Genomic DNA, 6501 nt, shown 5'->3' on the forward strand with positions numbered 1-6501 from the left:
CGACCCCGCGTCGGACGCCTGATCCGGACACCTGATCCGGCCCCGACCCGAAGCCGCCCCGGACCCGACCCGAAGCCGTACCGGACCCGCACCGGACGTCCGCATCAGGACGCCCGCCCCGGACGCCTGACCCGCCCCGGACCGAAGCCGCCACCGAATCCCCACACCGACCGCCGGGCCGTGCCACCACCCCGGCGCGCCCGGAACCAGGGCCGGGCCATCCACGCCCGCCCCGTCACCGCAGGGCCAACACGCCCACCACACAAGGGAGTCACCGATGTTTGCGCTCTCCTCCTCGCAGGAGATCGTCTGGCTGCACGAGCAGATGCTGCCCGGCAGTCGTGCGTACAACTTCACCGCCGTGCTCGACCTCTGGGGCACCCTCGACGAGGACGCGCTGCACGCCGGACTGGCCGCCGTCCTCGCCCACCACCCGGGCCTGCGCCTGGAACTGGTCCCCCGCCCGGAGGGCCTGCCGGGCCAGCGGGTCGCCGAGCACTGCGAACCGACGCTGCGCCGCAGCGACTTCGCCGCCGAGGCCGACCCGGACGCCGCCTTCCGCGAGCTGCTGGCCGCCGAGGCCGAGGAGCCGGTGGACACCGAGCAGGCGCCGGTGCTGCGCTGGCACCTGGTGCGCCTCGGCACGGACCACCACCGGCTGATCCACGTCGAGCACCACCTCGTCCACGACGGCCACTCCTTCGCGATCCTGCTGCGCGACCTGTTCACCGTCTACCGCGCCCACGTCCTCGGCGAGCCCTACCAGCTGCCCGAGGCGCCCTCGTACGAGCAGCACGCCCGTACGGCCGTCGACCCGGACGCCCGCGAGCGCGCGCTCGCCTTCTGGCTGCGGGAGCTGACCGACGCCCCGCGCGAGGTCACCCTGCCCGGGCTGGCCAACCCCGCCGCGGTGCGCCGCCACCGCGGCGGCCAGATGCGCCAGGCGATCGGCGCCGACCTGGCCGAGCGGCTGCGCACCCGCAGCAAGGAGGACGGGCACACCCCGTTCAGCACCCTGCTCACGCTCTTCGCCGAACTGCTGCGCCGGCACTCCGGGCACCGCGAACTCGTCGTCGGCACCGCCGTCGGCAACCGCCCTGAGGGCTTCGAGGGCACCGTCGGCATGTTCGTGAACACCGTGCCGCTGCACCTGCGACTGGACCCGTCCGCCCCCGGCACCGAGGCCGTCGACGAGGTGACCGACGTCCTGCTGCGCGCGCTGCCCTACCAGGACCTGCCGGTCCAGGAGCTGACCCGCCGGCTCGGCCTGCACACCGGCGGCGCCGACAACCCGCTGTTCAACGTGATGTTCAGCGCGCACGACGCCGCGCTGCCGGACGTCCAGGCGCCCGGTCTCGAAGTCTCGCTGTACGAGGGCTTCAACACCGGCACCACCCGCTTCGACCTCGACCTGGTGCTGCTGCCGGACGACCGCCGGGTGGTCGGCGAGAAGCACGGCGGCGCCGGGATGACCCTGGTCTGGGACTACGACGCCGACCTCTTCGGCGAGGCCGAGGCCACCCTGCTGGCCGACCGCCTGCTCCAGCTGCTGCGCTGCTACCTCGACCGGCCCGAGGCCACGCTGGCCGCGCTCGACCCCGCCCCGGCCGCCGAACCCGCCACCGCCGTCGCCCGGGCCGGTCTCGACCCGGCCGCCGCCCACGACCCCACGGCGATCGCGATGATCGCCGGCACCGAGCGCCTCAGCTACGGTGAGCTCGACCGCCGCGTCACCCAACTGGCCGAACGCCTGCGCGCCGCCGGCGTCACCCCCGGCCAGCCGGTCGCCGCCGTGCTGCCGCGCGGCGTGGACAGCGTCGTCGCCCTGCTCGCCTGCCTGCGGTACGGCGCCGTGTACGCGCCGCTGTCCGCCGAGGACCCGGCCGCCCGGCTCGGCCTGCTGCTGGACCGGCTGGCCCCGGCCCTGGTGCTGGCCACCCGGCAGAGCGCGCTCGCCCTGCCCGCCGACGGCGTCACCCCCGCGCTGCTGGACGGCCCGGCCTTCCCCAAGGCCGAGCCCGCCGCAGTGGTGGAGGGCGCCGCCTACCTGATCCACACCTCCGGCTCCACCGGCGTGCCCAAGCCCGTCCTGGTCGGCCGCGACGCGCTCGCCGGGTACGTCGCCGCGATCGCCGCCCGCTACGAACTGACCCCCGCCGACCGGGTGCTGCTGTTCGCCCGCCCGTCCTTCGACGTGGCGCTGGAGGAGGTGCTGCCCGCGCTCGCCGCCGGCGCCGCCCTGGTCGTGCCGCAGCGCGAGGTGCCCACCGGGCCCGAGCTCGTCGCCGTGCTCGCCGCCCGCGGCGTCACCGTCGCCAACCTGCCGACCAGCTACCTGCTCGCCGTCCGCGAGGACCTGCGCGAGGCGCTGCGCGACGGCCGCTGGGCGCCCCGGCTGCTCGTCCTCGGCGGCGAGCGCCTGCCCGCCCGCGCGGTGACCGGCCTGATCGAGGCCACCACAGTGCTGAACGCCTACGGCGTCACCGAGGCCACCGTCACCTCCACCGTGTACGAGGTCACCGCCGCCGACGTGGCCGAGGACGGCGAGATCCCGCTCGGCGCCGAACTGGACGGCGTGCGCCTGCACGTCCTGGACGAGGCGCTGCGCCCGCTCCCGGCCGGCTGCGTCGGCGAACTCGCCGTCAGCGGAGCCCTGTTGGCCGATGGCTACCTCGGTCTGCCGGAGCCGACCGCGGCCCGCTTCGTCACCGTGCCCGCCCTCGGCGGCGAGCGCGTCTACCGCACCGGCGACCGCGGCTACCGCGACCTGCGCGGCCGGCTGTGCTTCCTCGGCCGAGCCGACAACCAGGTCAAGCTGCGCGGCCACCGGATCGAACTGGAGGAGATCGAGGCCGCCGCCTCCGCCGAACTCGGCGGCCGCTCCTGCGCGGTGGTGCTGCACACCGACCCGCAGGCCGGCCCGCGCCTGATCGGCTTCCTGGAGGGCGCCGACCGCCCCGACCAGGCCGCCCTGCACGCGGCGCTCGCCCAGCGGCTGCCCGGCGGGCTCGTCCCCGCCACCTGGACGGCCGTCGAGACGATGCCCACCCTGCCCGGCGGCAAGCCCGACCGCGCCGCCCTCGCCCGGCTCGCCGACGAGGCCCCCGCCCAGGAGGCCGCCCCGGCCGCCGAGAGCGCCTTCGCCGACCCCGGCCAGGAACTGATCGCCGCCGCCTGGCGCGAGGTGCTCGGCCACGACCGCTTCACCGCCGAGTCCCACTTCTTCGAGGTCGGCGGCCACTCGCTGCTCGCCGCCCAGCTCGCCGCCTGGCTGGAGCCGCACCTCGGCAGCCGCCCGCCGCTGCGCACCCTGTTCCGCCACGCCGTCCTGGCCGACCAGGCCAGCGCCCTCACCGGCCAGCACCCCGGAAAGGCAGACCGCGCATGAGCGCCCCCTCCGCCGTCCTCGAAGACGCCCACCGCGAACTCGTCGACGCCTTCGAGAGCTTCGTCCGCCGCGAGCTCGTCCCGCTGGCCGCCGAACTGCCCGAGACCGCCGACGAGGTGCCCGCCGAACTGCGCGCCTACGTCCGCAAGCGCTCCGCCGCGCTCGGCTTCTACGCCGGCGACTACCCCGAGGAACTCGGCGGCGCCGACATGCCGTTCACCGCCGTCGTCCTGCTGCACCACGCGGCCGGGCGCAGCGGCTGCCCGCTCGCGCCGTACGCCCTGGCCGGCTCCGACGGCCCCAGCCCGCTGCTGCGGCACGGCACCCCCGAGCAGATCGAGCGCCACCTCGTGCCGCTGGTGCGCGGCGAGCAGACCCGCTGCCTCGCCCTCACCGAGCCGCACGCCGGCTCCGACGCGTTCCGCCTCACCACCACCGCCGTGCGCACCGCCGACGGCTGGGTGCTGAACGGCCGCAAGACCTTCGTCAGCAACGCCGACCGGGCCGGCCTGGTGCTCGTCGTCACCGCCACCGACCTCGGCGAGGGGGCCGGGCCCACCGCCGGCGCCACCGCCTTCGTCTTCCCGATCGACCAGCCCGGCCTGCGGATCGGCCAGCGCTACGAGGGCATGTCCGGCGAACCGCTGTTCGAGCTGCTGCTCGACCAGGTCACCGTCTCCACCGACGCCGTGATCGGCGGCGAGGAGGGCGTCGGCGCGGCCACCGCCCTCGCCATGGACAGCCTCTCCCGGGGCCGCCTGGTCGTCGCCGCGATGTGCAACGGCATCGCCGAGTACGCGCTGCGCATGGGCGTCGAGTACGCCCGCGAGCGGCGCGCCTTCGGCAAGGTGATCGGCGAGTACCAGCACATCCAGGAGCACCTGGTGGCCACCCGGGCCGAGGTGGAGTGCTCCAAGCTGCTCACCCTCGCCTGCGCCCGGCTGGTCGACGACGGCACCGAGGCGCCGGAGAACGCGGCGCTCGCCAAGCTCACCGCCTCCGAGACCGCCGTGCGCGCGGTGGACCGCTCGCTCCAGGTGCACGGCGCCACCGGCTGGGTGCGCGGCCACCCGCTGGAGTTCCTGTACCGCTACGTGCGGATGACCACGATCATCGAGGGGACCTCCGAGGTCCAGAAGGTGATCATCGCCCGCTCCATGGGCCTGAACTGACAGTCCGTCAACGCTCTGTCAACAGCCTGTCAACGGCCTGAACCACCTGGAGACGATGATGGAAACCCTGAGCATCGAATACGGCCGCCCGCACCAGGACGGCGCGGTCCTCGACCTGTTCGCCACCTGGGTGCACCGGACCCCGGACGCGCCCGCCCTGATCGACGGCGCCCGCACCTACAGCTACGCCGAACTCGACCGCCTCGCCGACACCGTGGCCGCGGCGCTGCGCGACCGGATCCGCCCCGGCGACCTGGTCGGCGTCTGCCTCGGCCACTCCGCCGCCCTGGCCGCCGTCACCCTCGCCACCGCCAAGCTCGGCGCCGTCCACCTGCCGCTCGGCCCGCGTCCCGGCGAGCGCCGGCTCCAGGCCGTCGCCGAGCAGCTGCGGCCCGCCTGCCTGGTCGGCGACCCGGCCCGGCTGCCCCAGGGCGGCGAGCAGCTGGCGCTCGACCTGGACCCGGCCACCGACGTGGTCGCCGCGTTCGTCCCCGGCGAGCAGGTCCACGTGCCCGCCGGCACCCACTACGCGGTGCTCACCTCCGGCTCGACCGGCACCCCCAAGGCCGTCGCCGTCGGCGAGCCCGCCCTCGGCGCGCTGCTCCACTGGTACCGCGAGCTGACCGGCCTCGGCCCCGGCGAGCGGCACAGCCTGCTGATCGGCGTGTCCTTCGACCCGCACGTCCTGGAGCTGTGGGCCACCCTCACCTCCGGCGCCGCGCTCACCCTCGCCCCCGAGGCCGTCCGCTGGGACCCGGGCGCGCTCACCGACTGGTGGCGCGAGGCCGGCGTCACCGTCAGCATCCTGCCGACCCCGCTCGCCGAGCCGATCCTGGCGCGCGCGTGGCCGGACGGGCTGGCGCTGCGCCACCTCACCATCGGCGGCGACCGGCTGCGCCGCGCCCCCGGCCCGGACGTCACCGCGGCCGTCCACAACGCCTACGGCCCCGCCGAGGCCACCGTCACCACCACCGTGCACACCATGGCGCCCGGCCTCGACCACGGCGCCGGCGCACCGCCGATCGGGCTGCCCGTCCCGGGCGCGGTCGTCCTGGTCACCGACGAGGACGGCCGGCCGGTGCCGCGCGGCCAGGCCGGCGAACTGCGCATCGGCGGCCGGGGCCTGGCCGCCGGCTACCTCGACCCCGAGCTGACCGCCCGGCGCTTCGTCGGCGTGCCGCCCGGCGTGGACGGCATCGACCGGGTCTACCGCAGCGGCGACCGGGTGGTGATGGGCGCCGACGGCGTGCTGGAGTTCCACGGCCGGCTCGACGACCAGGTCAAGGTCAGCGGCGTCCGGGTCGAACCCGCCGAGGTCGAGGCCGCGTTCGAGCGCGACCCGCGGGTGCGCCGGGCCGTGGTGGCCGCGGCCCCGGCGCCGACCGGCGGCGTCCGGCTGCTCGCCTTCGTCCAGACCGTCGAGGGGCCCTCGGCGGCCGGCGCCGACGAACTGCTGGCGGCGGTCCGGCCGTGGCTGCCCGAGCAGGCCGTCCCGTCGGCCGTCCGCCTGGTCGACACCTTCCCGCTGGACGCCAACGGCAAGGTCGACCGCGCCGCACTGCTGCTCGCCCCGGCCGCGGACGAGCCGGTCGCGGCGGAGGAGGGCGCCACGCCCACCGAGCGCACCGTGCTGCGCCTGTGCCGCGACCTGCTCGGCCGCGCCGACCTCGGGCCCGGCGACAACTTCCTCGCCTCGGGCGGCAACTCGCTCGCCGCCGCACGGCTGCTGGAGGCCCTGGAGGAGGAGTGCGGGGTGCGGTTGCGCGCGCCCCTGGTGCTGCGCCAGCCCGACCTGCGGGCCGTCGCCCGGCTGGTGGCGGAGCGGCAGCCGACCGCCGCCGCCGTCTGACCGCCCGCCCGCCCGTACGACCTGCGCAGGGCGCCCGCGCGCGGCGGCCGGCCGGGGCGGGCCGGCGCCCCCCCACAGCCCCCCCCCCCCGC

The 6501-nt window shown here is 76.5% G+C and carries 3 protein-coding genes; all 3 read left to right on the forward strand.

The window, feature by feature from the left end; all coding sequences use genetic code 11:
* The first annotated feature begins 277 nt into the window (after nt 1–277).
* Genes ACFV6D_RS29735 through ACFV6D_RS29745 form a run of 3 tightly spaced genes read left to right on the forward strand, consistent with a single transcriptional unit; the run spans nt 278 to nt 6409 of the window.
* A complete protein-coding gene (locus ACFV6D_RS29735; protein ID WP_380561810.1) occupies nt 278–3388 on the forward strand; it encodes an amino acid adenylation domain-containing protein in 3111 nt (1036 codons plus the stop codon).
* Nucleotides 3385–4560, forward strand: coding sequence for an acyl-CoA dehydrogenase family protein (locus ACFV6D_RS29740; protein WP_380425767.1), 1176 nt, complete (start codon nt 3385–3387; stop codon nt 4558–4560). The genes ACFV6D_RS29735 and ACFV6D_RS29740 overlap by 4 nt, the downstream gene beginning before the upstream one ends.
* 58 nt (nt 4561–4618) lie before the next feature.
* Nucleotides 4619–6409 carry an AMP-binding protein gene (locus ACFV6D_RS29745; protein WP_380561812.1) on the forward strand — a complete coding sequence of 597 codons (1791 nt, stop codon included), beginning with the start codon at nt 4619–4621 and terminating at the stop codon, nt 6407–6409.
* The last annotated feature ends 92 nt before the right edge of the window (nt 6410–6501 follow it).

It is taken from the genome of Kitasatospora sp. NPDC059812 (genome assembly GCF_042732075.1).
Classification (GTDB): domain Bacteria; phylum Actinomycetota; class Actinomycetes; order Streptomycetales; family Streptomycetaceae; genus Kitasatospora.

Excerpts from the sequence above, each read along its gene's own strand:
- ACFV6D_RS29735 (WP_380561810.1), top strand. The coding sequence starts at position 278 with ATGTTTGCGCTCTCCTCCTCGCAGGAGATCGTCTGGCTGCACGAGCAG.
- ACFV6D_RS29740 (WP_380425767.1), top strand. The coding sequence starts at position 3,385 with ATGAGCGCCCCCTCCGCCGTCCTCGAAGACGCCCACCGCGAACTCGTC.
- ACFV6D_RS29745 (WP_380561812.1), top strand. The coding sequence starts at position 4,619 with ATGGAAACCCTGAGCATCGAATACGGCCGCCCGCACCAGGACGGCGCG.